Genomic DNA, 22,764 nt, shown 5'->3' with positions numbered 1-22,764 from the left:
AGCAGGTTTTCCGGCGCCTCACGGGTCGATGTCCGCCGCGGACCGCTCGTCGAAGATCCGCATGGCCTCGGCCGTCACCGGGCCGGGCGCGGCGGACAGTTCGCGGTCGTCGACGCGGTGCACCGCCTGCACGTCGCGCAGGGTGGAGGTGAGGAAGATCTCGTCGGCCTCCCGCAGGACGTCCAGCGGCAGATCGGTCTCCTTGGCCCCGGCCCACTCGGCGACCAGCTCGCGGGTGATGCCCGCGAGGCAGCCGGAGGAGAGCGGCGGGGTGTGGAGTTCGCCGTCGAGGACGACGAAGACGTTCGACCCGGTGCCCTCGCAGAGCTGTCCGACGGTGTTGCCGAACAGCGCCTCGGTGGCGCCCTGTTCGTGGGCGCGGGCGAGGGCGACGACGTTCTCGGCGTACGAGGTGGTCTTCAGGCCGGTGAGCGCGCCGCGTTCGTTGCGGGTCCAGGGCACGGTGACGACGGCCGTGGTGTCCGGGCGGCGGGTGGTCCCGCCGAGGGCGACCACGAGGGTCGGGCCCCGGTCGCCGCGGTCGGAGCCGAGCGGGCCGTGTCCGCCGGTGTAGGTGAGGCGCAGCCGGCCGAGCGGCACGGGGTTGGCCTCGAGGACGGCGGCGCAGGCGCGGCGGACCTCGTCCAGGTCGGGATCGGGCAGTCCGAGGCCCCGGGCCGAGCGGGTCAGCCGGTCGAGATGCCGGGTGAGGGCGAACGGCCGACCGTCCACGGCCTTCACCGTCTCGAAGATGCCGTCGCCCACGGTCAGTCCGTGGTCGAAGACGGAGACGCGGGCGGACTCGGAGTCCCGCAGCGCGCCGTCGAGCCAGATCTTCACGTCCGGATCCTTTCGCTCACCTGGTACGTCCCCGACGCTACCGCGAGCAGCCGGGAGGCCTTCAGCTCGGTCTCCCGCCACTCCCCCTCGGGGTCGGAACCCCAGGTGATGCCGGCGCCGGTGCCGAACCGCAGTACGGCCCGGCCGTCCGCGTCCCGGTCGATCCAGAAGGTGCGGATGCCGACGGCGAGCACGCCGGTGCCGCGGTCGGCGTCGACCCAGCCGATCCCCCCGCAGTACGGGCCGCGCGGCGCGGTCTCCAGCGCCTCGATGATCCGCAGCGCGCTGGACTTGGGCGCCCCGGTGACGGAGCCGGGCGGGAAGGCGGCGCGCAGCAGTCCGGTCCAGCCCTCGCCCTCACGCAGTTCGCCGCGGACCGTGGACACGAGGTGGACCAGGCCCGGGTGCTTCTCGACGGCGCAGAGGTCGGGGACCGTGACCGTGCCGGTGGCGCAGACCTGTCCGACGTCGTTGCGGACCAGATCGACGATCATGACGTTCTCGGCGTAGTCCTTCTCCAGCAGGTCCGCCTCGGTGCGGCCCGTGCCCTTGATCGGCCCGGACTCCACGACCCGGCCCTCCCGGCGGAGGAACAGCTCGGGCGAGGCGGTGGCGATCTCCACGCCGTGCCGCGGCAGCCGAATCGTTCCTGCGTACGGCGCCGGGTTGCCGCGGGTCAGCAGGGCGGTGAGGGCGTCCACGTCGGCGTCCGGGGGCGCTGGCGCGGACAGGACGCGGCAGAGGTTCGCCTGGTAGACCTCGCCCGCCGCTATGCGGTCGCGGATCCGGCGCACCGCCGCCGTGTACGCGGCGCGGTCCAGGGAGGAGGTCCAGTCGCCGGCCGCCGGTCCCCGCCAGGCGCCCGGCGCCGGGGGCGGCACGGGCTCGTCCCGGACGTCCCGGAACCGGGCGCAGGTCAGGCGCCCCTCGAAGTCGGCGGCGACCGCCCAGAAGCCCGTGGAGTCGAGGGCGGCGGGGTCGTCGGTGACGTCGGCGAGGCCGGTGGCGACGCGGTCACCGAAGCGCGCGAGAGGTGGCAGGTCGAGCACGCCACGAGTCTATGGCGGGGGCGCACGGGTGACGTGACCACGTCTGTGAGCAGGCGCAGCGCAGCACGCTGCGCAAACGGGTTTTTGTACTGGCCCCGGAATCCGCTAGAGTTCAGTTCGTCGCCGGGACGCGCAAGCGGACCGAAACGACAGGCGGACGTAGCTCAGTTGGTAGAGCGCAACCTTGCCAAGGTTGAGGTCGCGAGTTCGAGCCTCGTCGTCCGCTCGAAGGAAGAGGGGGCTTCCCGGTCCCCTACACTCCTGGTGGAGTGGCCGAGAGGCGAGGCAACGGCCTGCAAAGCCGTCTACACGGGTTCAAATCCCGTCTCCACCTCCAAGGACGATTAGCTCAGCGGGAGAGCGCTTCCCTGACACGGAAGAGGTCACTGGTTCAATCCCAGTATCGTCCACACGGCTCGAAGCCCCCGGTCCGGCGACCGGGGGCTTCGTCGTGTGCCCGTCAGCTCGAGAAGAGCATGTGCCCGAAGCTCTTGTGACGGCGGTGGCCGTGGTGACCCCCGTGCGGCGCGCCCCACGCCGGAGCCTGCGGTGCCGCGGCCGGGTAGGCCTGCGGTGCGGCGGGCGGGTAGGCCTGGGGTGCGGCGGGCGGGGGCGGGGCGGGCTGCGACCACTGGGACTCGAGCCGGGTCAGTGCCTCGAGCTCGCCGTAGTCGAGGAAGATCCCCTTGCACCCGCTGCACTGCTCGATCTGGACACCGTTGCGGTTGTACGTGTGCATGGGGGCACGGCACTTCGGACACTGCATCCTCGGTTCAACTCCTCGCCGGTCGTACCTGCATCGCCTGTCGCTTGGACAGACTCCGTCCGGCTGTGCGCCGGTTGCACCTCACGTCGGGGAATTCCTCTCAGTCCGCCGGGGCGGCGGCCGGTACGGACCGCATGCGCGCGCAGGCGTCGACCAGCCACTCCTCCACCTCGTCCAGGGGCCGGCCCGCCGCGGCCGCCTCGGTGACGGCGCGGGCGGCGGTCTGCGCGGTGAGGGCACGGGCCGGGACGTCCAGCACCGGCCAGGGATCACCGTCGGGCGGTACGGCCGGACCGCCGGCGGCGCGGTAGGCGGCCAGGAAACGGTGCCAGGCGTCGGGGTCGAGCATTCCCACGGCGTACCAGGCGGCCGGGCGTGCCAGGTCCCAGACCGGCGGACCCGCGCCGACGTCGTCCACGTCGATCAGCAGCCACGGGCCGCCCGGGGCGGGGCCGCGTATCAGCTGGCCGAGGTGGAAGTCGCCGTGGCAGAGGCGTACCGGGCCCGGCGCGGGCGCCTCGCCACGGGCCCAGGGCGGGAGGTCCGCCCAGGCGTCCAGCACGGGGGCGGCGGCAGGGTGGCGCGGGGCGAGGCCCCGGAGGAGCGCGACGGCGCGGGCGGCCTTCTCGGGTCCGCGCGCGGGGGGCACGGTCTCGGGGAGCGGGGCGTTGTGGAGGCGGGCGAGGAGGACGGCCGCCTGCTCCCAGGGGGCGGCGTCCGGGTCGTCCGGGTCCACGGGCGTGCCGTACGGCCAGTACGTGACCGGGCGGCCGTGCAGTTCGGCGGGGGCGGGGGCGAGCGGGGGAAGCAGCACGCCGGGGAGGCGGGCGGCGACGGCGAGGCGGAGCGCCAGTGCGGCGGGGTCGGTGCCGGGGGCGTGCGCCTTGGCCACGGCGCCGGCGTGCCGGACGACGGTGGTGTCCTCGCGGTGGGCGAGGGTGGCGGCGGTGCAGGGGCAGGCGGCATCGCGGGCGTGGGCCGCCTCCGTGGCACGGGCGGTCAGGGCGGGGAGGAGGTCCTCGGTCACGGGGTGAGGCTACGCGGGCCCCGCGGGCGTGTTCCGGGCGCCGGGGAAAAGCGATGCCGGCGCAGCTCCCCAGCTGCGCCGGCATCTTGCCGTCCGCCGCACCCCCGTCCCCACGGGGTTTCATGGGCGGATGTCCCCGCCCGGACCGCTCTTCCGGGCCCGGGGTCGCTGGATCAGCGCCCCAGCATCTCGCCCACGGACGACGCCTGTGTGGTCACCGTCTCCCACCCGTCGAAGACGAGGAGGAGCAGGACCGCCAGGGGGAGGGCCATCAACGTCGCCACCAGCGGGTGCCGGCGGTCCTTGCCGCGATCCCGCGTGCGGAGCAGCGTCCGCGGTGCCGTGTACGCCATGGCCCCTCTCCTGACCGTTTCTGTTGTCTGTGGCAGCGGCGGGCGTACGGCCTCGGGGGACGAGTGCTGCACCCGCCGCTCGACCTCAAATCTAGGGGCCCCGGACTTCCCCCACGTCATGCCCTCGTACCGAATGGCGGGCCTCCGCGAGGATGAGCGGGCCGCCGCGCCGTACTCCCCTGGGTGGAGACGGCGTCCTACGCCTCGGGGACATCCCCGAGGGGACGGCCGCCGCGGCCGGCTCCCTCCGAGGTGTCCCGGCGGGGGACGGGCTGCTCCACCAGGGCGAGCACCCGGTTCGCCATGAAACGCGCGGTGCGCACCACAGCGCCGGTTCGGGTGACTTCACTCACTTCCACCACCCCTCGTCGCACCGCCGTCTCCACCCTGCGGCCCGCCCGCGAGGCCACCACCTCGTACGTACGCGTCGTGTCCCCCGCGTCCACGACGATCTCGACCCGGTCACCCTTCACGCGATCAATCCCCCTTCCCCGTCGAGTGGTTGGGACCGGCCTGTCGCGCCCTCGCGCAAACGCGGCCTGCTCACGCGCTCCCTGACCACTCTTCAAGTCTCCCACCGGCCACTGACAATCCGTCGAGCGGAGAGGGCGCGGCCTCTGCGCACGGACGGCTGTGGAAACGTAAGCTGTGGCACGTCACAGGACCGGGCAGCGGGGATGAACATGGCGATGATGCGCCTGAGGCGCGAGGACCCGCGCGTCGTCGGCTCTTTCAGGCTTCACCGACGGCTCGGCGCGGGCGGGATGGGCGTGGTCTATCTGGGCTCCGACAAGAAGGGGCAGCGGGTCGCGCTGAAGGTCATCCGCCCCGATCTCGCGGAGGACCAGGAGTTCCGCTCACGGTTCGCCCGCGAGGTCTCGGCGGCCCGTCGCATCCGCGGCGGCTGCACGGCCCGGCTGGTCGCCGCCGACCTGGAGGCCGACCGCCCCTGGTTCGCCACCCAGTACGTGCCGGGGCCGTCGCTGCACGACAAGGTCGCCGACGAGGGTCCGCTGAGCGCCGCCGAGGTGGCGGCCGTGGGCGCGGCGCTCTCCGAGGGGCTGGTGGCGGTGCACGAGGCGGGTGTGGTGCACCGGGACCTCAAGCCGTCCAACATCCTGCTGTCCCCCAAGGGGCCGCGGATCATCGACTTCGGCATCGCCTGGGCCACGGGCGCGTCGACGCTCACGCACGTCGGCACGGCGGTCGGCTCGCCCGGCTTCCTCGCCCCCGAGCAGGTGCGCGGCGCGGCCGTCACTCCGGCGACGGACGTGTTCTCGCTGGGCGCCACGCTCGCGTACGCGTCGATGGGCGACTCGCCCTTCGGACACGGCAGTTCCGAGGTGATGCTGTACCGCGTCGTGCACGAGGAGGCCCAGCTGCAGGGTGTCCCGGACGCGCTGGCCCCGCTGGTGCGGGCCTGTCTGGCGAAGGACCCCGAAGAGCGGCCGAGCACGCTGCAGCTGTCGCTGCGGCTCAAGGAGATCGCCGCGCGGGAGGCGCAGGGCCTCGCCGACGTCCGGCCGCCCGCGCCGCGCACCCCCGAGTCCGAGCGGACGGGCGGGCGGCTCGCGGACACCTACCCCGAGCGGGACGCGCGCCGGCAGGGCGGGCGGGCCACTCCCCCGCGCGGCGGCTCCGCGGCACGCGGCTCCGGGTCCCGGGGCGGCGGCCCGTCGTCCTCGCGGGGCGGCAGGCGCGTACCCCCGTCGCGGGGCGGGGGGTCCGGGCGGAGCGGGGCGCCCCGTCAGGGCACGCCGGCCCGCCCGAAGCCGCGTACCGGCACGTCGTCCCGGGGCGCCACCCGGCCCGGCACCGGCACGGGCAGTCGCCGTCCGGCGCCCCGGCCGACCGGGTCCGGCCTGCGCCCGGCCAATCCGCGCCTGCTCAGGCAGCGGTTGTTCGTGTTCGTGGTGGTGACGCTGATGGTGGCGTTCGGCATCGCGCTGGTGCAGGGGTGCCAGGGGTCTGCCTGAGCGGGTGAGCGGGCGGCGGGTGCGCGCCCGGCGGGGCGGCCCGCGCGTCACGCGGGACGGTGGTCGCCGACCCGGCCGGCGGGACCGCTGACTCGTTGAGCGGGTCGGGGCCGCTGCCGCCAAGAGGCGGGACCGCTCCCCCGGCAGACGTGCCCGGCCCCCTGCCCCGCCCCCAGGGACGGAGCCGCGGACCCGGCCGAAGAGGCGGCCCCGTCACTCCTGCGGGCGGCCCGCCGTCACCGCGTAGAAGGCGACCGCGGCCGCCGCGCCCACGTTGAGGGAGTCCACGCCGTGGGACATCGGGATGCGTACCCACGCGTCGGCGGCGGACAGGGCGCGGGGGGACAGGCCGGTGCCCTCCGCGCCGAGCATCAGCGCCACCCGCTCCATCCGGTGCGGGGCCGCCTCGTCGAGGGAGCGGGCCCGCTCGTCAGGGGTGAGAGCGAGCACGGTGAAGCCCGACTCCCGGACCGACGCCAGGTCCTTCGGCCAGGTTTCCAGGCGGGCGTACGGCACGGAGAAGACGGCGCCCATGGAGACCTTGACGCTGCGGCGGTACAGCGGGTCGGCGCAGTCCGGGGAGAGCAGTACTGCGTCCATGCCGAGGGCGGCGGCCGAGCGGAAGATCGCACCGATGTTGGTGTGGTCGTTGACCGACTCCATGACGACGACGCGGCGGGCCGTGCGGAGCACCTCGGCGGCCTCGGGCAGGGGCCGGCGCTGCATGGAGGCGAGCGCGCCGCGGTGCACGTGGTAGCCGGTGACCTGCTCGGCGAGCGCGGGCTCCACGACGTACACCGGGGCGTCGGTGCGGTCGACGACGTCCTTCATGGCGTCGACCCACTTCCGCGACAGCAGCATGGAACGCATGACGTAGCCGGCGTCCCCGGCGCGGCGGACGACCTTCTCGCCCTCGGCGATGAACAGGCCCTCGGCGGGTTCGCGGCGGCGGCGCAGTTCGACGTCCGTGAGGTCGGTGTAGTCGTGCAGGCGCGGGTCGGCGGGGTCGTCGACGGTGATGATCTCGCCCATGTCAGGCAGCCGTCCCGTCCGGGCCCACGGCCACGACGTCGCCGATCACGATGACCGCCGGCGGCTTCACGTCCTGGGCGACGACGGTCTCGGCGACCGTGGCGAGGGTGGCGTCGACGCGGCGCTGGGCGGCGGTGGTGCCCTCCTGGACCAGGGCGACCGGGGTGTCCGGTGACCTGCCGTGCGCCACGAGGGTCTCGGCGATCCGCCCTATCTTGTCGACGCCCATGAGGACCACCAGGGTGCCGGTCAGCTTGGCCAGCGAGGGCCAGTCGACCAGGGAGCGCTCGTCGTCGGGCGCGACGTGGCCGCTGACCACGGTGAACTCGTGGGCGACCCCGCGGTGGGTCACGGGGATGCCGGCCGCGCCCGGCACGGAGATGGAGCTGGAGATCCCGGGGACGACGGTGCAGGGGATGCCGGCCTCGGTGAGGGCGTGCAGTTCCTCCATGCCGCGGCCGAAGACGTAGGGGTCGCCGCCCTTCAGGCGGACCACCGACTTGCCCTGCTTGGCGTGCTCGATCAGCGCGTCGTTGATGGCCTCCTGGGCCATGTAACGGCCGTACGGGATCTTCGCCGCGTCGATCACCTCGACGTGCGGGGGGAGCTCGGCGAGCAGGTCGCGCGGGCCGAGCCGGTCGGCGATGACCACGTCGGCCTCGGCGAGCAGGCGGCGGCCGCGCACGGTGATGAGGTCCGGGTCGCCGGGGCCGCCGCCGACGAGGGCGACGCCCGCGGTGCGGGTGCGGTGGTGCGGGGCGACGAGGGTGCCGTCGCGCAGGCCCTCGACGACGGCGTCGCGAACGGCCGCGGTGTGCCGGGGGTCGCGTCCGCGCGCGTCGGTGGTGAGCACGGCGACGGTGACGCCCTCGCTGGAGCCGGTCGCGGGGGTCCACGCCGTCGCGGCGTCGGCGTCGTCGGAGCGGACGCACCAGACGCGGTGGTTCTCCGCCTCGGCGGAGGCGGCCGTGTTGGCGTCGGGGTCGCTGGTGGCGATCAGCGCGTACCAGGCGTCGGCGAGGTCGCCCTCGGCGTAGGGGCGGCGGTGCCAGGTGATCTCACCGGCGTCCGCCATCGCCTCCACGGAGGGGGTGGCCTCCGGCGACACGAGGTGGACGTCGGCGCCCGCCTTGATCAGGGCGGGGAGGCGCCGCTGGGCGACCTGGCCGCCGCCGAGGACGACGACCCGGCGTCCGGTGAGGCGGAGGCCTACGGGGTAGGGCGGGTGTTCGGCCATCAGCTGGGGCTCCTCGGACGAGCGATGGGTCAGCGGGCACGCTGCGGCGTCGGAGCGGGCCTGACGTGGCATTTTATGCCCGTGGGCGGCGGGGATGGGGCGGGTCCGGGGAGTGGGACGGGTCTCATCGAGGGCTTGCGCCGGCCCCTGCCCCGCGGACCTGCCGGGCTGCCGGGGACGGCGTCCCCGCCAGCCCGGTGCCGACGAGGGCGGGCGGGGACGTCCGGCCGTTACTTCTCGGTCACGCCCGCCGAGTCGAACGTGGCGACCTCGTGCATGGCCCGTGCCGTGCTCTGCACGAGCGGCAGCGCGAGCAGCGCGCCCGTGCCCTCGCCGAGGCGCAGGTCGAGGTCGACCAGCGGGCGGAGGCCCAGCTTGTTGAGCGCGGCCACGTGGCCGGGCTCCGCGCTGCGGTGGCCCGCGATGCAGGCCGCGAGGACCTCCGGCGCGATGGCGCGGGCGACCAGCGCGGCGGCCCCGGCGCTGACGCCGTCCAGGATCACCGGCGTCCGCAGCGACGCGCCGCCGAGCAGCAGGCCGACCATCGCCGCGTGCTCGAAACCGCCGACCGCGGCCAGCACGCCGAGGGGGTCGGACGGGTCCGGCTGGTGCAGCTCCAGGGCGCGGCGCACGACGTCGGTCTTGCGGGCGAGCGTCTCGTCGTTGATGCCGGTGCCCCGGCCGGTGACCTCGGCCGGGTCCGCGCCGGTGTAGACGGAGATGAGGGCCGCGGACGCCGTGGTGTTCGCGATGCCCATCTCGCCGGTGAGCAGCGCCTTGTTGCCGGCCGCGACCAGGTCGCGGGCCGTCTCGATGCCCACCTCGACGGCCTGCTTGGCCTCCTCGCGGGTCATCGCGGGCCCGGTGGTCATGTCGGACGTGCCGGCGCGGATCTTGCGCGGCAGCAGTCCGGGCGTGGCCGGCAGGTCGGAGGAGACGCCCACGTCGATCACGCAGACCTCGGCGCCGACCTGGGCGGCGAAGGCGTTGCACACCGCTCCCCCGCCGAGGAAGTTGGCGACCATCTGGGCGGTGACCTCCTGCGGCCAGGGCGTGACGCCCTGGGCGTGCACCCCGTGGTCGCCGGCGAAGACCGCGACGGCCGCGGGCTCCGGGATCGGCGGCGGGCACTGCCGGGACAGTCCCGACAGCTGGGCGGAGATGATCTCCAGCATGCCGAGCGCTCCGGCCGGCTTCGTCATGCGCTTCTGGCGCTCCCACGCCTCGCCGAGCGCCTTGGCGTCCAGCGGGCGGATCTGCGCGACGGTCTCGGCAAGCAGGTCGTGGGGGTCCTCTCCGGGCAGGGCGCGACGGCCGTACGTCTCCTCGTGCACCACCCAGGACAGGGGGCGGCGCTTGGACCAGCCGGCCTGCATCAGCTCGGGCTCGTCCGGGAATTCGTCGACGTAGCCGACGCACAGGTAGGCGACGACCTCCAGGTGCTCGGGCAGGTCCAGGGCGCGGACCATCTCGCGCTCGTCGAAGAAGCTGACCCAGCCGACGCCGAGGCCCTCGGCCCGGGCGGCGAGCCAGAGGTTCTCCACGGCGAGCGCGGAGGAGTACGGCGCCATCTGCGGCTGGGTGTGCCGGCCGAGGGTGTGGCGGCCGCCGCGGGTGGGGTCGGCGGTGACGACGATGTTCACCGGGGTGTCGAGGATGGCCTCGATCTTCAGTTCCTTGAACTGCTTGGCCCGGCCCTTGGGGAGCGTCTTGGCGTAGGCCTCGCGCTGGCGCATGGCCAGTTCGTGCATCCGGCGCCGGGTCTCCTCGGAGCGGATGACGACGAAGTCCCAGGGCTGCGAGTGGCCGACGGAGGGCGCGGTGTGGGCGGCCTCCAGGACCCGGAGGAGCACCTCGTGCGGGATGGGGTCGCCGCGGAAGCCGTTGCGGATGTCCCGGCGCTCGCGCATGACCTTGAGCACGGCCTCGCGCTCGGCGTCGGCGTAGCCGGGGGCGGGCGGTCCGGCCGGCTCCGCCTCCGGCGCGGGCCCGGGTTCGACTCCGGCGCCCTGGGTGTCCAGGTCGTCGGCGTTCTGCGCGACCTCGGCCTCGGCGTCGGCGGCGGGCGCGGGCGGGACGACGACGGCGGCCGCCCGGGCGTCGGCGGCGGGCGCGGGGCTCTGCGCGGGCGCGGCTTCCGGTGCGGTGGCCCCGGCGGGCGCGGACCCGGCGGTTCCGTCCTCGGGGAGGGTCACGCCCTGCGGCGGAGTGGGGGCGAGGCGGGGCGCGGTGGGCACGGTGCCGTCCGCGGGGACGAACTGGCCCAGCGGCTGGTCCGCCTCGGGCTCGGGCGGCAGGGCGCCGGGGAGCGGGGTCCCGTGCGCGGGCGTCCGCTGGGGGTCCTGCACGGCCTCGGAAGCGGGCGTGGGCTCCGGGGCCGCCTGGGGCTCGGGGGAAGCCGCGGTCCCCGGGGCGGCCGATGCGGGCCCGGGAGCCGCCGGAACCTCCGAAGGGGCCGGTTCGGGGGCCACCTCGGCGGCCGGCTCCGCCGTCGGGGCCTCGGCCTCCGGCGCGGGGGCCGGGGAGGGCTCGGTCGCCGGGGCCTCGGCGGCCGGTACGGCGGTGTCGGGGGCGTCCGCTGCCGGGGCCTCGGGCGTCTCCCCGTCCTGCGTCGCGACGGCGTCCTGCACCGGCGCGCTCCCGGGCGCCTCCGGCGCCGGGACGGCCTCGGGCGCGGCGGCCTCCGCGACGGCCACGGGGGTTCCCTGCGGTGCGACGGGGGTCCCTTGCGGTGCGTCGGCGCCGGCCTGGGCGTCGGCGTCCGGCGTACCGGCGTCCTCGTCGGCGCCGGCCTGCGGCTCGGCCGACTGCGGCACCGCGGCCTCGGCGGCAGCCGTCCGGGCGGCGTCGTCCTGTCCGTCCCCCGCGACGGCCTCCGGGGTCCGGGCCTGCTCGGGCACGGTCACCGCCGCGCCGGTGTCCTGCGCCTCCTGGGCCACCGGGGCGTCGGCCTCCGAAGCCCGGGGCTCCTGGACCACGGCCTCCTGCGGCACCTCCGCGCCACCGTCCGCCGCCTCCTGGGCAGGCGCGTCCCGCGCCTCACCGGGGTCGGTCACGACAGCACTCGGCGTCTCGGCGGCCTCGCCGGCTTCCGGCGTCACCGGCCCCCGCGCACCGGCCTCCGGGGCCACGGTCCCGTCCGCCTGCCTGGCAGCCTCCGGCGCCTCACCCGGAGCGGCGTCCACCGGCACGGCCACACCCGCGTCGCCGGGCACGGCCGGCCCCGGCACCACCGGCGTGCCGTGCTCGCCGTACGCGGCCGCAGGCGTCTGCTCGCCCTCGGCGGCGACCGCCGTGCCGACCGCCTGCGTGGTGACCCGGGCGACGGCCGCCTGAGCCGCGTCCACGGGCTGCGCGACCGGAGCCGCCGTGCCCTGGGCCGCCCACGGCGCGGCCTGCGGTGCCGCGGCTTCGCGGGCGCGCGGGGCGTCGAGGTGCTCGGGGCCGGGCGCCGGCGGACCCGGCTGGCGGGCCGGCAGGTCGGCGGGGCCGCGGTCGGCGAGGGAGCGGACCGGGCTCGCGGACAGGTCGGGCAGCGGCGGGCCGAGGTGCAGCGGACGGCTCGGCACGGCCGGGGCAGGCGCAGGCGCCTGCTGCGGCGGCTCGGGCGGGCGGACGCCGCCGAGGCCCACGGAGCCGCGGCCGTCCGTCTCGTGCGGGCCCGGCTGGTGGACGGTCTCGACGACCGGGGCGGGCGGGGGCGGAGCGATCTCGTTGCCCCAGGCGCCCTGCGCACCGGGCAGCAGCAGGTCTTCGTCCTCGGCGGGACTGTCGGAGAGGTAGGCGTACGTGTCCGGCGCGGGGACGCCCGGCTGTTCCACCCTGCCTGCGTTCTCCGGCAGTCCCTCGCCCGGGACCTGGCCGGTGTCGGTCATGCGTACCCCTCGCCCATCGGTTAGTGCTCCTACGACCAGCTCACCCGGAACGGCGCACCGACCGCCCCACTCTGAAGAACGAGCGTGCGTCCCCAGCGGCACGAACGGCCCGCCCGAAAAAGGCGACAAAGCCATTCACTGGCATTGTCGCGGGCGCACCGCCGTCGCGTCAGCATGATCGGCGACGGTTCCGCTGTGGACTGCGCCACGTTGCGCGTCCTCCGGTTCCCGCCGTACCACAACCCACCCCAAAACGGGCGCGCTTTTTGGACATTGGCCGACGAAGCGTCGGGTGACCAGTGCGGTACAACGATCGGCCAGCCTACCGCGCGCAGTAAGACAAACCGATCACGGGGACGGCAAGGCGGCTCAGCGGTCGCGCGCGGGCAGCACCCCGCTGAGCAGGAAGGCCACGCTCCGTTCCTTCTCCGTCCAGGCCCGCGTGTCGAGTTCGACGGACTGCAGCAGGGCGCACTCAACCCGGTAGCCGTGCTCCGTCAGGTTCCGGCCGATCAGTTCGGCGGCGTCGCGGGTGGCGGCGTGCGTGACGATCCGCTGCGGACGGCGGTCGGCCACGGCGGAGACCACGGCCGCTCCCCCGCCGCCGACCCGGACCACGTCCGGCTCGGGGAGGTTCTCCAGGACCTGCGGCGCGGTGCCGTGGACGATCTGCATCTGGACCCCGTGGCGGCGCGCGGCGGCGTCGGTGCGGGCGCACGCGTGCCGGTCGCTGTCGACGGCGATGACGGCGGCCCCGGCCCGCGCGGCGTCGGTGGCGAACGCCCCGGAGCCGCAGCCGATGTCCCAGACGAGGTCACCCAGGCCCGGTCCCAGGCGGGCGAGTTGGCCGGTGCGCAGGGGTTCGCGCTCGCCCTCGCCGAGGTCGCCGCCGTACTCCTCGGCGGGCAGGGTCCAACCGCGCGGTCCGGCGGCGGGACCGCGTCCGGCGAGCCAGCCCGCGGAGTCGCCGGCGGCCACCGGGCCGCCGATGACGATGACCACGTTGGGGTCGCGCCAGGTGTGGTCGGCCGCCTTGTCGGAGGTGACGACGGTGACCTGTTCGCGCTCGGTGCCGAGTTCCTCGCAGATGACGAAGGAGCGGTGGACGCCCTCCATCAGCAGGCCCAGTTCGGCGGGTCCGGCGCCGGGCGAGGTGAGAACCGCCACTTTGGTGTGGGCGCGGCACACGTTCACCGCGCGGCGCAGGGTGCGCGGGTGGGCGACCACCACCTCCGCGTCGTCCCAGGGCATGCCGGCCCGGGCGAAGGCGGCGGCGACCGAGGAGACGGCGGGCACGACCTCGACCTCCAGGCCGAACTCCGGCGCGCGCAGGGTGCGTACGACGCCGAAGAAGCCGGGGTCGCCGTCGGCGAGCACGACCGCGGTGCCGCGGTGCGCGGCGATGCGGCGGGCGGCGAGGGAGACGGAACCGAGACGGATGCGCTCGGCCCTGGCGGGCACCTCGGGGAGCGCCAGGTGGTGTGCGGCGCCGGCGACCAGGGTGGCCGCGCCCAGCGCGGAGCGTGCCGCATCGGTCAGCGGCGAGCCGTCCCAGCCGATCACCGTGACCCGGTCGGCCATCGTCGTCAGTCTCCTGGGGTTCGCGCAGGTCGTCCTCGGCTGTTCCCGCCCGGAGGCGGTCTGTCGAGATTACCTGGTGCGGTCACGGGCCGCCGCGCCGGTGCGGCCCGGCGTGCGCCCCTCGGACGTCAGTTCCAGTCGGTGTAGCCGGTGAAGCCGCCGCTGTCGGCGAGTTGTCCGTCCGCGCCCTCGATGTCCTCGGGCAGCAGGCTCCACACGATGTAGTCGGTGCGCACCTCGCTCCAGCCGCCGTCCTCGGTGCGGACGCGGGCTATGCAGGCGTTGCGCAGCACGCCCTCGCTGATGCAGCCGATCTTCTGGGCGACCTGCTGGGCGGCGGTGTTGTCGGCGGCGGTGCGCATTTCGATGCGCTGGAGCTTCTGGTCGCCGAACAGCCACTGCGCGGTGGCGAGCGCGGCCTCGGAGGCGTAGCCCTCGCCGCGCGCCCAGGGGGCGACGATGTACGACAGCTCGGTGGACCGTACGTGCCAGTTGGTGCGGGTGAGCCGGATGAGGCCGACCAGGCGCTGGGTGAGGAACTCGGTGACGGCGAGGTCGAGGCCGTGTCCCGCGGCGCGTTCGGCGGGGGCGTACTCGGTGATCCAGGTGCGGGCGGTGTCCTCGGTGAACGGCTGCGGGACGCCGGTCCAGGCGCCGACCTGCTCGTCGCTCATCATCGCGGCGAGGGCGGGGACGTCATCCGCGTCGAGGGGACGCAGCACCAACCGCTCCGTGCTGAGGGAGATGTCGGGGAAGGTGCTCGTCATGCGCCGCTCCGTAACTGAGAGACCGTCGGGTGCTGCTGAACTGCCCAGCATGCAGCATGAAAGCACCGGTACGCACCACGGGGTCCTCCCCCGTCGCCGGGCGGCGCGGAGTCGGACCCCGTGGCGGGTGCCGTGGTGGACGTGAGGGTGTCCCGGTGGCTCAGAAGGAGGCGAGCACCGAGCCGGCGTACGTGTCCTCGATGAACTTCTTCACCTCGGGCGAGGTGAGGAGCTTCGCGAGCTTCTTCACGCGCGGGTCGTCCTCCTGGCCCTCCTTGACGGCGAGGAGGTTGCTGTTCGGGTTGCCCTCGGCCTCCTCGAGGACCAGGGCGTCCTCGGAGGGCTTCAGATCGGCCTCGATGGCGTAGTTGCCGTTGACCACCGCGGCGTCGACGTCGTCCAGGGAGCGCGGGGTCTGGGCGGCCTCGAGCTCCTTGAAGGTGAGCTTCTTGGGGTTGTCGGTGATGTCCGCGGGGGTGGCCGAGGTGCCGACGCCGTCCTTGAGGGTGATCAGGCCGTTGGCGGCGAGCAGCTGCAGCGCCCGGCCCTCGTTGACGGTGTCGTTCGGGATCGCGACGGTCGCACCGCTCTTCAGCTCGTCGGCCTTCTTCACCTTGTGCGAGTAGAGGCCGAGCGGCTCCAGGTGCACGTCGACGACCGACACGATGTGGGTGCCGTTCTTCTTGTTGAAGTCGTCGAGGTACGGCTGGGTCTGGAAGTAGTTGGCGCCGACCGAGCCGTCCTCCGTCGCGGTGTTCGGGGTGACGTAGTCGGTGAACTCCTTGACCTCGAGGTCGAGGCCGGCCTTCTCGGCGAGGTTGTCCTTGACGAAGGTCAGGATCTCGGCGTGCGGCACGGGGCTCGCGGCGACGACCAGCGGGCCGGAGGTGTCGGAGGCGGCGTCCTGGTCCGAGCCGCAGGCGGTGAGCCCGAAGGTGAGGGCTCCGGCGGCGAGGACAGCGGTGGTGATCTTGGCGGTGTTACGCACGAAAAGTGCCTTTCCTTGGGTGGTGCGACCCCGTCTTGGCGCACGGGGGGTCCGGGGGGCCGGAGGACCGGCTGGTTCAGGCGGCCTTGCCGACCTCGGCCGTGGCGGGCTCGTCGCCCTTCAGCAGCCGCAGCTTCGGGCCGGGGCCGGAGCGGGCGCCGCGTCGGTGCAGGGCGCGGGCCGCGAAGTCGCCGGCGAACTGGATGAGGGAGATGACCACGGCGAGGATCGCGACGGTGATCCACATCAGGCCGGTCTCGAAGCGCTGGTAGCCGTAGCGGACGGCGAGGTCGCCGAGTCCGCCGCCGCCGACCGTGCCGGCCATGGCGGAGTAGCCGATGAGCGCGATGACCGTGGTGGTCGTGGAGGCGATCAGCGAGGGCAGCGCCTCGGGGACGAGAACCTTGCGGACGATGGTCCAGGTGTTGCCGCCCATCGCCTGCACGGCCTCCACGAGCCCGTGGTCCACCTCGCGCACGGCGGTCTCGACGAGCCGGGCGAAGAAGGGGATGCCGCCGATGGCGAGCGGCACGATCGCGGCCTCGCTGCCGATGGTGGTGCCGGTGATCCAGCGGGTGAAGTTCATCAGGGCGACCATGAGGATGATGAACGGCAGCGAGCGGCCGATGTTCACGACCTGCCCGATGACCTTGTTCACCACGGTGTTCTGCAGCAGTCCGCCCTTGTCGGTGAGGACCAGCAGGATGCCGAGCGGGAGGCCGCCGACGACGGCGATCAGGGTGGACCAGCCGACCATGATCAGCGTCTCGGTACAGGCCTGCTCCAGCAGCGGCTGCATCTCGGACCAGGTCACTTGACGCCCTCCTTCACCAGCGTGGGCTCGTCGTGGCCGACGACGTCGATCTGCAGGCCCTGCTCGCGCAGGAAGCCGATGGGCACGACGTTGTCCTCGTAGCGGCCGGGCAGTTCGATGCGCATGCGGCCGACCTGGAGACCGCCGACGGTGTCGATGGCGGCGCCGAGGATGGATATGTCGATGTTGTAGGTGCGCGAGAGCTGGGAGATGACCGGCTGGGTCGCGCTCTCGCCCTGGAAGGTCACGTCGACGACGGTGCGGTCGGCGCCGCTCGCCTCGCCGCCGACGGGGAACAGCGCGGCGGCGAGTTCCGAGCCGGGGGTGGCCAGCAGGTCGGTGACCGTGCCGGACTCCACGATGCGGCCCCGCTCCATGAGGGCGGCCGAGTCGCAGATCGACTTCACGACGTCCATCTCGTGCGTGATGAGCAGGACGGTGAGGCCGAGCTGGCGGTTGAGGTCGCGCAGCAGCTGGAGGATCGAGCGGGTGGTCTCCGGGTCCAGGGCGCTGGTGGCCTCGTCGGAGAGCAGCACCTTGGGGTCGCCGGCGAGGGCGCGGGCGATGCCGACGCGCTGCTTCTGGCCGCCGGAGAGCTGGGCCGGGTAGGCCTTGGCCTTGTCGGCGAGGCCGACCAGGTCGAGCAGCTCCAGCGCCTTGCGGGAACGTTCCTTCCCGGAGGCGCCGAGAATTTCCAGCGGAAGCTCGACGTTGTCCTGCACGGTGCGCGAGGACAGCAGGTTGAAGTGCTGGAAGACCATGCCGATGCGGCTGCGCGCCTGGCGGAGCTCCCGGCCGGCGCGGGGGCCGCGGCCGGCGAGCGCGGTGAGGTCCTGGCCGGCCACGGTCACGGTGCCCGAGGTGGGACGCTCCAGCAGGTTGACGCAGCGGATGAGGGAGGACTTGCCGGCGCCGGACTGGCCGATGACGCCGTAGACCTCGCCTTCGCGGACGTGCAGGTCGACGCCGTCCAGGGCGGTGACCTCGCGGCCGCGCGAGCGGTAGACCTTGGTGAGGCCCGAGGTGGTGATCACGTGGGTTTCCGTCACTGTCGAGTGCGCGGCGCTTCGTGGTCGCCGGGCACGTGGCATGCAGGGCAGGCGGCAGGGCGCACGGACTCGCGGGGCATGCGGAAGCCGTGGAGGAACGTGCGCGGGGCGTGGCTCGGTCGCGCGTGCGGGGCACGCGGGCGGACGCGAGCCGGATCTCGCTTCGGGGCGCGAGGCTCAGACGGTGCGGGGGCCCTCTAGAAGGCGCGCATTCGGAGGAGACACATACAACGAGCACCGGGCGTCATCGTCGCCTCGGTCGCAGGGATGCGGTCGCTCGTCGTGGTCATGCGGTCAGTAAAGCAGACGTTCACTCCTGAACGGACCCGGCCGTCCGCATAGTGGACAGCCGTGGACACCCGAGCCCGCACGTCAGGGCCGTGCGCAGACCTCGATCCCGGCATCCGTGACCAGCGCGGACAGGGCCGACAGGTCGTCCACGACGAGATCGGCGGTCAGCTCGCCGGCCCGGTGGGTTGTGGCCAAGGCCACGGTCCGCATGCCCGCGGCGCGGCCGGCCTGGAGTCCGGCGGGGGCGTCCTCGAAGACGACGCAGTCGGCGGGGTCCACGCCGAGGGTGCGGGCGGCGAGCAGATAGGGCTCGGGGTCGGGCTTGCCGCGGGTGACGTCGTCGGCGGTGATCAGGGTCTTGGGCAGGATGCCGACGGCCCCCAGCCGGGCCTCGGCGAGCCGCCGGGTGGCGGAGGTGACCACGGCCCAGCGCTCGGCCGGCAGTCCGGCGAGGAACTCCCCGGTCCCGGGGAGCAGGCTGACCCCGCCGTCGGCCACGTCCGCCACCTCCAGGTCCTCGATCCGCGCGATGGCCCCCGGCACGGCCTCGGCGGGCAGCAGGTCGGCGGCTATCTCGGCGGCCGGCCGGCCGTGCAGCTCGATCCGCGCGAAGTCCTCGGCCGTCAGCCCGTGCTCCACGGCCCACCGCGTCCAGCAGCGGTTCACGGAGTCCAGGGAGGACACGAGGGTCCCGTCGTTGTCGAAGAGCAGGGCGCGCGCGTGAATGGTCATGCCATCGACCCTACGGGGCCGTGGGCGCGGACCGGGAACGGCGCCCGCGGGGCCGACGTCGGGGCGGCTTTTCCGGCGTAATAGGCTCCCTGCCATGCTGGATGTCCTGACCGTGGTGACCGCTGTCGCCGCGCTGCTGCTCGCAGCCTGGTGCGGCTGGGCCGCCTACCGTGATCAGCCGACGAAGGACTGGCACTTCATCGGCATGGCCGTGGTCACGCTGCTGGCGCTCGTGCAGCTGGCGGTCGGGATCGTGCGGCTGGCCGGGGGCGAGAAGCCGGAGCAGGGCACGACGACCTTCGTGGCGTACCTGCTGGGCTCGCTCGCCTGTGTCCCGGCGGCGGGCTTCCTGTCGCTGGGCGAGCGCACCCGCTGGGGATCCCTGACCGTCGCCGCGAGCGGCGTGGTGCTGGCCGTGCTCGAGGTGCGGCTGTTCGACATCTGGGGAGGCTGAGATGACCGCGACGCAGGAGCGGCCGAACCGGACGCGGCTGGCCGGCGGGCCCGGACTGCTGCTGGTCTGGCTGTACGGGGTGATGGTGGTGGGCGCCGTGTCGCGCTCGGTCTACCAGATCGCCACCGAGTTCGACCGGGCGCCGCTCGCCTACACGCTGTCCGCGCTGGCCGGCGTGGTCTACGGCTTCATCACCTACACGCTGGTGCGCGGCGGGGAGAAGGCCCGCAGGGCGGCGCTGGTGTGCTGCGCCGCCGAGCTCGTGGGCGTGCTGACCGTCGGCACCTGGACGCTGGCGGACCCGTCCGCGTTCCCCGACGCGACCGTGTGGTCCGACTACGGGATGGGTTACCTCTTCATCCCGGTGCTGCTGCCGCTGACCGCCGTGCACTGGCTGCGCCGGGCGCGCACCGAGGAGCCCGCGGCCTGACGGGCGGCCCCCCCCTCGGGCGGCCGCCCCTGCCGTCACGGTCAGGCGGTCGTCGCGTACGTCTCCGCCTTCTTCTCCAGCACGATCATCGGTACGCCGTCGTCGCCGCGGGACGTGCCCACGCGCTGGTAGCCGACCTTGCTGTAGAGGCGGAGGTTGCTCTCGCTGCGGTGACCGGCGTGCAGCCGGAAGGTGCGGGCGCCGCGCTCGCCGGCGAGGGCGGACTCGGCCGCCCTGAGCAGCCGGGCGCCGATGCCGTGGCCCTGGAGGCGGGGGTGGACGCAGAGCTTGCCGATCGCGGCGGCGCCGTCCTCGGTGATCCTGCCGTGCACCGACCCGACGATCTCGTCGCCGAGGCGGGCCACGAACACGCAGTCCCCCACGACCTCTTCGCGGACCGAGTCCAGGGTCTGGACCAGGGGATCGATGCGGTAGTTGCCGTAGAGGGCCGCTTCGCTCTGGAAGCACAGGTACTGCAACCTGAAGATCTGCTCCGCGTCCTGCTCGGCCGCCGCAGAGATGGTCACGCTCATGCCCATGTGCGCATGCCTCCCGCTCACCTGATCACCTGTCGTCCCCCACTCCTATCCCCGTCCTCAACGCGCCGCAACCTCCACCGCGAGTAAACGACGCAGACATCCCAGGCATCTGGAACGTTCCGGGCCGAGACTGCCCTGTGAGATACCCAACTCCCCTGCGATTTCCCGGTAGGTCGGATCGCTCGGGGACAACAGCGCGGCGAGCAGACCGGGGCAGCGGCCGGGGAGCCGGCGCACGGCGTCGCGCAGGGCACGGCGGTGGGCGGCGAGGAGCGCGAGCCGTTCCGGGTCGTGCCGGTCCGTGTCGGCGGGTTCGCGGGTCAGCGCCGTCTCGCGGCGGGCCGTGCGGCGGATCCGGCGGGCCTCCGCGCGGACGGTCCGGCGCAGCCACAGCGGCGGGTCGTGCGGCGGTCCGTCGCGGCGGAGCCGCTCGAGCAGCCGGAGCCACACCGTCTGTTCCAGGTCGCCCGGTTCGGCGCCGCCGCCGGACGCCTCGGCGGCGGCCTCCGCGGCGAGCAGCGGACCGAGCAGGGCGATCAGGTCGTGGGCGGAGAGCGGGTCGTGCGCGGAGAGCGGGTCGTGCGCGGAGAGCGGGTCGGTTCTCACACGCGCAACGACCCGTGCGCCCCGGGCGGGGTTGCCCGGGGCGTCCGTACCTCACCCCTTCCGGGGCGGGGCGGGTCAGCGGTTGACGAAGTCCTCGCGGGCCAGCAGGCCGGTGTCCGGGTGGTCGGTGAAGACGCCGTCGATGCCGGTGGCGAAGTAGGCGCGGTAGGCGCCGAAGACGTCGCCGTAGGCGTCGGGGCCGGCGCCCTCGCGGAACTCCGCGGGCAGGAACGGGTTCTCGTTGCGCAGGGTGTAGGGGTGCACGATCAGGCCCGCGCGGTGGGCGTCGCGGACCAGGGTGGTGGGCTCGGTGAGCCGGCCCGCCCCGTCACGCGGGACGACCAGGTCGAGGGTGGGGCCGATGCCCTGCGCGTAGGAGGCGATCTCCTTCAGGCCCTTCGGCGTGATCAGGTCGTCGACGGTGCGCGGATCGCCGGCCTCGGTGAAGTCCCAGGGGCGGGTGCCCGCCGCGCCGAGCAGGACGACGAGCGGGTTGCCGACCAGTCCGCTCAGCCGCTCGACGGCCGTCGGCTCGAACGACTGCAGGATGACGGGTGAGTTCCTGCGGTCCTTGCCGTGCCGGCGCAGCAGTCTCGCCACCCGCTCCTCCAGGCCGAGGCCGAGCGCGCGGAAGTAGGTGGGGTGCTTGAGCTCGGGGTAGATCCACACCTGCTTGCCGCGCGTCCGGGTCTGCTCGTCCTGCCAGCGCAGCACCTCCTCGAAGGTGGGGATCTCCCAGCGGCCGTCGTACAGCGTGTTGTGCGGGCGGTTGGCCGGGATGCGCTCCACGGCGCGCAGCCGCTTCAGCTCGGCGAGCGTGAAGTCCTCGGTGAACCAGCCGGTGACCCGGACGCCGTCCAGCGTCTTGGTGGTGCGGCGGCCGGCGAACTCGGGGTGGTCGGCGACGTCGGTGGTGCCGCCGATCTCCGGCTCGTGCCGGCAGACGAGGTGACCGTCCTTGGTGGGGACGAGGTCGCCGGCCTCGACGATGTCCGCGCCCATGTCGAGGGCGAGCTGGTACGAGCCGAGAGTGTGCTCGGGCCGGTAGCCGCTGGCGCCCCGGTGGCCGATGATCGTCGGCACGGGCAGGCTGCCCGGACCCCGGCCGCGTCCGTGCCCGCGCCCGGCGCCCTGGGCCGCCCGGGCCGTGCCGCCCAGTCCGAGGACGGTCCCGCCCGCGCCGAGGACCGCCGCCCCGAGCAGGGCCCGCCGGCCGGTCCCGCTCGCCTGCTCGTTCGACTCCCGTGTCGCCATGAACGCCTCCTGTGTCGGCTCGTCCGGTGCGGGCCGATCGTAGGTGCGCGTGGTTGACGCACGGGAGACCGCGAGCCGAACACACGGGTGGTGTCGCATGACGTACGCCCCTCCTGCGGATGACGTGCGTCTGCCGTGTTCCGGCGGCGATGTGACGGCGCGTCCGGTTCGTTCCGGCGGAACGGGGGTACCCGGGCGGAGCACGGGACCGGGCGAGTTCCGTCACAGTGCGACGGCCGTGCCGTGTGCCGCCCGCGGGCGCGGCCGCGCAGGTGAACCCGGGTCAAGAGACCGTAAGGCCTCGGTCGCCTGCCACGCGCCCGACGTGCGCGACTCCCCGGACCGCGAGTAATGTCCTCACCTGCACAGACTCATACCGCATTCGTCGACGTCCGCTTCCCACCGGAGGGCCTGTTGTCCCGCTTCGCGCTCATCAAGGCAGTGCTCGGTCCGATCATGCGCCTGATGTTCCGCCCACGGGTGGAGGGCGCGGAGCACATCCCGGGCGACGGTCCGGTGATCCTGGCCGGCAACCACCTCACGTTCATCGACTCGATGATCCTGCCGCTCGTCTGCGACCGGCAGGTCTTCTTCATCGGCAAGGACGAGTACGTCACCGGCACGGGCCTCAAGGGGCGGCTGATGGCGTGGTTCTTCACCGGCGTCGGCATGATCCCCGTCGACCGCGACGGCGGCCGGGGCGGGGTGGCCGCGCTGATGACCGGGCGCCGGGTGCTGGAGGAGGGCAACGTCTTCGGGATCTACCCGGAGGGCACCCGCTCCCCCGACGGCCGTCTGTACCGCGGCCGCACCGGCATCGCCCGGCTCACGCTGATGACCGGCGCGCCGGTGGTGCCGTTCGCCATGATCGGCACGGACAAGCTGCAGCCGGGCGGCGCGGGTCTGCCCCGGCCGGGGCGGGTCACCGTGCGGTTCGGCGAGGCGATGGAGTTCTCCCGCTACGAGGGCATGGACCGCGACCGGTACGTGCTGCGGGCGGTCACCGACTCGGTGATGGCGGAGGTCATGCGGCTGTCGGGACAGGAGTACGTGGACATGTACGCGAGCAAGGCGAAGGAAGCGGCGTAGTTTTCGGCGGGGCCG

22 protein-coding genes and 3 tRNA genes are annotated in these 22,764 nt (G+C 74.1%); 7 read left to right on the top strand and 18 right to left on the bottom strand.

Translation table 11 applies throughout. The features are described 5' to 3' along the window. Positions 1 to 18: 18 nt before the first annotated feature. Entirely contained in the window at positions 19 to 840 is an 822-nt protein-coding gene (locus tag C1708_RS26760) for an aminotransferase class IV (protein WP_106415086.1), read from the bottom strand. Beyond that, positions 837 to 1,889, bottom strand: coding sequence for a chorismate-binding protein (locus tag C1708_RS26755; protein WP_106415085.1), 1,053 nt, complete (start codon positions 1,887 to 1,889; stop codon positions 837 to 839). Before C1708_RS26755 ends, C1708_RS26760 begins: the two co-directional genes overlap by 4 nt. A gap of 153 nt (positions 1,890 to 2,042) precedes the next feature. On the opposite strand from C1708_RS26755, the gene C1708_RS26750 reads away from it, so the two are divergent. From C1708_RS26750 to C1708_RS26740, 3 genes are all read left to right on the top strand, one after another. After that, a tRNA-Gly gene (locus tag C1708_RS26750) sits at positions 2,043 to 2,115 on the top strand. A gap of 37 nt (positions 2,116 to 2,152) precedes the next feature. Then, positions 2,153 to 2,226, top strand: a tRNA-Cys gene (locus tag C1708_RS26745). Between the two features lies 1 nt (position 2,227). Next, positions 2,228 to 2,299: transfer RNA gene (locus C1708_RS26740), tRNA-Val, on the top strand. Positions 2,300 to 2,349: 50 nt separating this feature from the next. On the opposite strand, the gene C1708_RS26735 is transcribed toward C1708_RS26740, so the two are convergent. The 4 genes from C1708_RS26735 to C1708_RS26720 form a co-directional block, all read right to left on the bottom strand. After that, complete coding sequence (locus C1708_RS26735) at positions 2,350 to 2,655, bottom strand: TFIIB-type zinc ribbon-containing protein (protein WP_106415084.1); 306 nt, start codon at positions 2,653 to 2,655, stop codon at positions 2,350 to 2,352. A 100-nt stretch (positions 2,656 to 2,755) separates the two neighbouring features. Next, positions 2,756 to 3,682 carry a phosphotransferase family protein gene (locus tag C1708_RS26730; RefSeq protein ID WP_106415083.1) on the bottom strand — a complete coding sequence of 309 codons (927 nt, stop codon included), beginning with the start codon at positions 3,680 to 3,682 and terminating at the stop codon, positions 2,756 to 2,758. A 173-nt stretch (positions 3,683 to 3,855) separates the two neighbouring features. After that, positions 3,856 to 4,035, bottom strand: a complete 180-nt coding sequence (locus C1708_RS26725) for a hypothetical protein (protein WP_106415082.1) — start codon at positions 4,033 to 4,035, stop codon at positions 3,856 to 3,858. Between the two features lie 197 nt (positions 4,036 to 4,232). Continuing rightward, positions 4,233 to 4,508: a DUF8836 family protein gene (locus C1708_RS26720; protein ID WP_106415081.1), complete on the bottom strand. Its 276-nt coding sequence runs from the start codon at positions 4,506 to 4,508 to the stop codon at positions 4,233 to 4,235. Between the two features lie 204 nt (positions 4,509 to 4,712). Between C1708_RS26720 and C1708_RS26715 the strand changes: the two genes are divergently transcribed. After that, positions 4,713 to 6,011 carry a serine/threonine-protein kinase gene (locus tag C1708_RS26715; protein ID WP_106415080.1) on the top strand — a complete coding sequence of 433 codons (1,299 nt, stop codon included), beginning with the start codon at positions 4,713 to 4,715 and terminating at the stop codon, positions 6,009 to 6,011. Positions 6,012 to 6,224: 213 nt separating this feature from the next. On the opposite strand, the gene C1708_RS26710 is transcribed toward C1708_RS26715, so the two are convergent. From C1708_RS26710 to C1708_RS26670, 9 genes are all read right to left on the bottom strand, one after another. Further along, entirely contained in the window at positions 6,225 to 7,043 is an 819-nt protein-coding gene (locus C1708_RS26710; RefSeq protein ID WP_106415079.1) for a TrmH family RNA methyltransferase, read from the bottom strand. A gap of 1 nt (position 7,044) precedes the next feature. After that, positions 7,045 to 8,280, bottom strand: coding sequence for a uroporphyrinogen-III C-methyltransferase (cobA, locus tag C1708_RS26705; protein WP_106415078.1), 1,236 nt, complete (start codon positions 8,278 to 8,280; stop codon positions 7,045 to 7,047). 230 nt (positions 8,281 to 8,510) lie between these two features. Next, positions 8,511 to 12,155 (bottom strand): nicotinate-nucleotide--dimethylbenzimidazole phosphoribosyltransferase, encoded by a 3,645-nt coding sequence (gene cobT / locus C1708_RS26700; RefSeq protein WP_106415077.1) that lies wholly within the window; start codon positions 12,153 to 12,155, stop codon positions 8,511 to 8,513. A 369-nt stretch (positions 12,156 to 12,524) separates the two neighbouring features. Next, entirely contained in the window at positions 12,525 to 13,736 is a 1,212-nt protein-coding gene (gene cbiE / locus C1708_RS26695) for a precorrin-6y C5,15-methyltransferase (decarboxylating) subunit CbiE (protein WP_106415076.1), read from the bottom strand. A gap of 128 nt (positions 13,737 to 13,864) precedes the next feature. Continuing rightward, on the bottom strand, positions 13,865 to 14,503 hold the full coding sequence (locus tag C1708_RS26690) for a GNAT family N-acetyltransferase (RefSeq protein WP_106415075.1): 639 nt from the start codon (positions 14,501 to 14,503) through the stop codon (positions 13,865 to 13,867). 160 nt (positions 14,504 to 14,663) lie between these two features. Further along, positions 14,664 to 15,491, bottom strand: a complete 828-nt coding sequence (locus C1708_RS26685; RefSeq protein WP_106415074.1) for a MetQ/NlpA family ABC transporter substrate-binding protein — start codon at positions 15,489 to 15,491, stop codon at positions 14,664 to 14,666. A gap of 76 nt (positions 15,492 to 15,567) precedes the next feature. Further along, positions 15,568 to 16,305, bottom strand: coding sequence for a methionine ABC transporter permease (locus C1708_RS26680; protein ID WP_198602602.1), 738 nt, complete (start codon positions 16,303 to 16,305; stop codon positions 15,568 to 15,570). After that, positions 16,302 to 17,396 (bottom strand): methionine ABC transporter ATP-binding protein, encoded by a 1,095-nt coding sequence (locus tag C1708_RS26675; RefSeq protein ID WP_106415073.1) that lies wholly within the window; start codon positions 17,394 to 17,396, stop codon positions 16,302 to 16,304. The genes C1708_RS26680 and C1708_RS26675 overlap by 4 nt, the downstream gene beginning before the upstream one ends. A 330-nt stretch (positions 17,397 to 17,726) precedes the next feature. After that, the gene (locus C1708_RS26670; protein ID WP_106415072.1) at positions 17,727 to 18,377 is read right to left on the bottom strand and encodes an HAD family hydrolase; all 651 of its coding nucleotides are present in this window, start codon (positions 18,375 to 18,377) and stop codon (positions 17,727 to 17,729) included. Between the two features lie 94 nt (positions 18,378 to 18,471). Between C1708_RS26670 and C1708_RS26665 the strand changes: the two genes are divergently transcribed. After that, positions 18,472 to 18,831: a hypothetical protein gene (locus tag C1708_RS26665; protein WP_106415071.1), complete on the top strand. Its 360-nt coding sequence runs from the start codon at positions 18,472 to 18,474 to the stop codon at positions 18,829 to 18,831. A 1-nt stretch (position 18,832) separates the two neighbouring features. Continuing rightward, positions 18,833 to 19,261, top strand: a complete 429-nt coding sequence (locus C1708_RS26660; protein WP_106415070.1) for a hypothetical protein — start codon at positions 18,833 to 18,835, stop codon at positions 19,259 to 19,261. A 41-nt stretch (positions 19,262 to 19,302) separates the two neighbouring features. Here the strand turns inward: C1708_RS26660 and C1708_RS26655 are convergent, their stop codons facing one another. From C1708_RS26655 to C1708_RS26645, 3 genes are all read right to left on the bottom strand, one after another. Next, on the bottom strand, positions 19,303 to 19,800 hold the full coding sequence (locus C1708_RS26655; RefSeq protein ID WP_106415069.1) for a GNAT family N-acetyltransferase: 498 nt from the start codon (positions 19,798 to 19,800) through the stop codon (positions 19,303 to 19,305). A gap of 57 nt (positions 19,801 to 19,857) precedes the next feature. Continuing rightward, the gene (locus C1708_RS26650; RefSeq protein ID WP_106415068.1) at positions 19,858 to 20,406 is read right to left on the bottom strand and encodes a sigma factor; all 549 of its coding nucleotides are present in this window, start codon (positions 20,404 to 20,406) and stop codon (positions 19,858 to 19,860) included. Between the two features lie 75 nt (positions 20,407 to 20,481). Next, complete coding sequence (locus tag C1708_RS26645) at positions 20,482 to 21,660, bottom strand: glycerophosphodiester phosphodiesterase (protein WP_106415067.1); 1,179 nt, start codon at positions 21,658 to 21,660, stop codon at positions 20,482 to 20,484. Between the two features lie 414 nt (positions 21,661 to 22,074). On the opposite strand from C1708_RS26645, the gene C1708_RS26640 reads away from it, so the two are divergent. After that, on the top strand, positions 22,075 to 22,749 hold the full coding sequence (locus C1708_RS26640; RefSeq protein ID WP_106415066.1) for a lysophospholipid acyltransferase family protein: 675 nt from the start codon (positions 22,075 to 22,077) through the stop codon (positions 22,747 to 22,749). Positions 22,750 to 22,764: the final 15 nt, after the last annotated feature.

The sequence above is a fragment of the Streptomyces sp. DH-12 genome (genome assembly GCF_002899455.1).
In the GTDB taxonomy this organism is placed as follows: domain Bacteria; phylum Actinomycetota; class Actinomycetes; order Streptomycetales; family Streptomycetaceae; genus Streptomyces.
The sequence above is the reverse complement of the archived record's forward strand: the minus strand, read 5'-3'. Positions and strand labels throughout refer to the sequence as shown.

Bases quoted from the DNA above. Each gene is read 5' to 3' on its own strand.
- C1708_RS26735 (WP_106415084.1), bottom strand. From the start codon at position 2,655: ATGCAGTGTCCGAAGTGCCGTGCCCCCATGCACACGTACAACCGCAAC.
- C1708_RS26725 (WP_106415082.1), bottom strand. From the start codon at position 4,035: ATGGCGTACACGGCACCGCGGACGCTGCTCCGCACGCGGGATCGCGGC.
- C1708_RS26715 (WP_106415080.1), top strand. From the start codon at position 4,713: ATGAACATGGCGATGATGCGCCTGAGGCGCGAGGACCCGCGCGTCGTC.
- C1708_RS26710 (WP_106415079.1), bottom strand. From the start codon at position 7,043: ATGGGCGAGATCATCACCGTCGACGACCCCGCCGACCCGCGCCTGCAC.
- cobA (WP_106415078.1), bottom strand. From the start codon at position 8,280: ATGGCCGAACACCCGCCCTACCCCGTAGGCCTCCGCCTCACCGGACGC.
- cobT (WP_106415077.1), bottom strand. From the start codon at position 12,155: ATGACCGACACCGGCCAGGTCCCGGGCGAGGGACTGCCGGAGAACGCA.
- cbiE (WP_106415076.1), bottom strand. From the start codon at position 13,736: ATGGCCGACCGGGTCACGGTGATCGGCTGGGACGGCTCGCCGCTGACC.
- C1708_RS26690 (WP_106415075.1), bottom strand. From the start codon at position 14,503: ATGACGAGCACCTTCCCCGACATCTCCCTCAGCACGGAGCGGTTGGTG.
- C1708_RS26675 (WP_106415073.1), bottom strand. From the start codon at position 17,396: ATGCCACGTGCCCGGCGACCACGAAGCGCCGCGCACTCGACAGTGACG.
- C1708_RS26670 (WP_106415072.1), bottom strand. From the start codon at position 18,377: ATGACCATTCACGCGCGCGCCCTGCTCTTCGACAACGACGGGACCCTC.
- C1708_RS26665 (WP_106415071.1), top strand. From the start codon at position 18,472: ATGCTGGATGTCCTGACCGTGGTGACCGCTGTCGCCGCGCTGCTGCTC.
- C1708_RS26660 (WP_106415070.1), top strand. From the start codon at position 18,833: ATGACCGCGACGCAGGAGCGGCCGAACCGGACGCGGCTGGCCGGCGGG.
- C1708_RS26655 (WP_106415069.1), bottom strand. From the start codon at position 19,800: ATGGGCATGAGCGTGACCATCTCTGCGGCGGCCGAGCAGGACGCGGAG.
- C1708_RS26645 (WP_106415067.1), bottom strand. From the start codon at position 21,660: ATGGCGACACGGGAGTCGAACGAGCAGGCGAGCGGGACCGGCCGGCGG.